The 1,381-nt window shown below is 37.7% G+C and carries 2 protein-coding genes; both read right to left on the bottom strand.

The genetic code is table 11. From position 1 onward, the window contains the following. A partial coding sequence (locus E1140_RS00335; RefSeq protein WP_281350324.1) for a 3-deoxy-D-manno-octulosonic acid transferase occupies positions 1-505 on the bottom strand: 505 nt, incomplete at its 3' end. A gap of 62 nt (positions 506-567) precedes the next feature. After that, positions 568-1,197: a peroxiredoxin gene (locus tag E1140_RS00340; RefSeq protein ID WP_155177970.1), complete on the bottom strand. Its 630-nt coding sequence runs from the start codon at positions 1,195-1,197 to the stop codon at positions 568-570. Between the last annotated feature and the right edge of the window lie 184 nt (positions 1,198-1,381).

Raw genomic sequence — 1,381 nt, forward strand, 5'->3', positions numbered from 1 at the left:
ACCAGCCGTATGGTTTAAAATATACCTGGTCTGGCCTGAAGATGGAAGATGTTGATATAATAGGAATATTCCTGTCTTTGAGTGTTTTTATGAAGAAATGCCAGTATTCATATTTCACAAAAAGAGCAATACCTGGCTTTACAACATCAATGAATTTCCTGGCATTACTTTTTGAGTCCCAAGGGAGGTAAAAAATATAATCAGCGTGTTCATAATTTTTCCTGACCTCGTAGCCCGATGGCGAGAAAAAGGTCAGTAATATTTTGTGATTGGTGAACTGACTTTTAAACTTTTCTATAATGGGCCTTCCTTGTTCAAACTCACCTAGGGAGGCGCAATGAAACCACACTATTGGGGCGTCATTATTGGCTAACTCTTTTCTTATTTTATCAATAAGTCCACGTCTGCCTTTAACAAACAGTCGAGCCTTTGGGCTGAAGAGCGCTAGAACAGTAGCACCGAAACGATATATGAGCAGACTAAACCGATAAAAAAAAAGCGCCATGGGCGCAAAAATAAAAACCCTCTGATTATCAGAGGGTTTTTATAGAAATTTATTTGTCTTGACTAGTGTGAAGCAAGGTAAGAAGCTACACCATCGCGAGTGGCTTGCATAGCATCTTTTCCATCTTCCCAGTTAGCAGGGCAAACTTCACCATGCTTTTGAACATACTGCCAAGCGTCAACAACTCTGATCATTTCAGAAATATTTCTTCCTAACGGCAAGTCATTGATTGTCTCATGTCTAACAATACCTTCTTTGTCAATAAAGAAAGTTCCTCTGAAAGCAACAGGAGCACCTTCGAAAGTAAGTTCACCTTCTTCAGTATATCCCCAGTCTCCAGCTAGCACACCGTAGTTAGAAGCTACAGTCTTTGTAGAATCAGCAACTAATGGATAGGTAACACCTTCGATACCACCATTAGCTTTTGGAGTCATTAACCATGCAAGGTGTGTTTCTTCAGTGTCACAAGAGCAACCAACAACAGCTACATCTCTTTTCTCAAACTCAGCTAGTTGTTCTTGGAATGCAAGAATCTCAGTTGGACAAACGAAAGTGAAATCTTTTGGGTAAAAGAAGAACATCACTTCTTTTTTGCCAATATAATCAGCTAATGAAAATGATTCTACAATTTCTTCACCGTTGATTACGGCTGGAGCATTAAATACAGGAGCTTTTTTTCCTACTAATGACATAAAAACCTAATTTTTAATTTTATAAAACTTATTCAATTCTATCGAATAGCACCTTTTGCTATTGCGGTTGCAAACTTAGGAATTGCCGCTTCATAAGCCTAGTTCATGGTTACTATAGTAGTATAAAAAATATCTATCGAATAATAATATTTACCTATAAACTGATTTTGAGTAACTTAGAGGC

This window comes from Fulvivirga lutimaris (assembly GCF_009711525.1).
Taxonomy (GTDB): Bacteria; Bacteroidota; Bacteroidia; order Cytophagales; family Cyclobacteriaceae; genus Fulvivirga; species Fulvivirga lutimaris.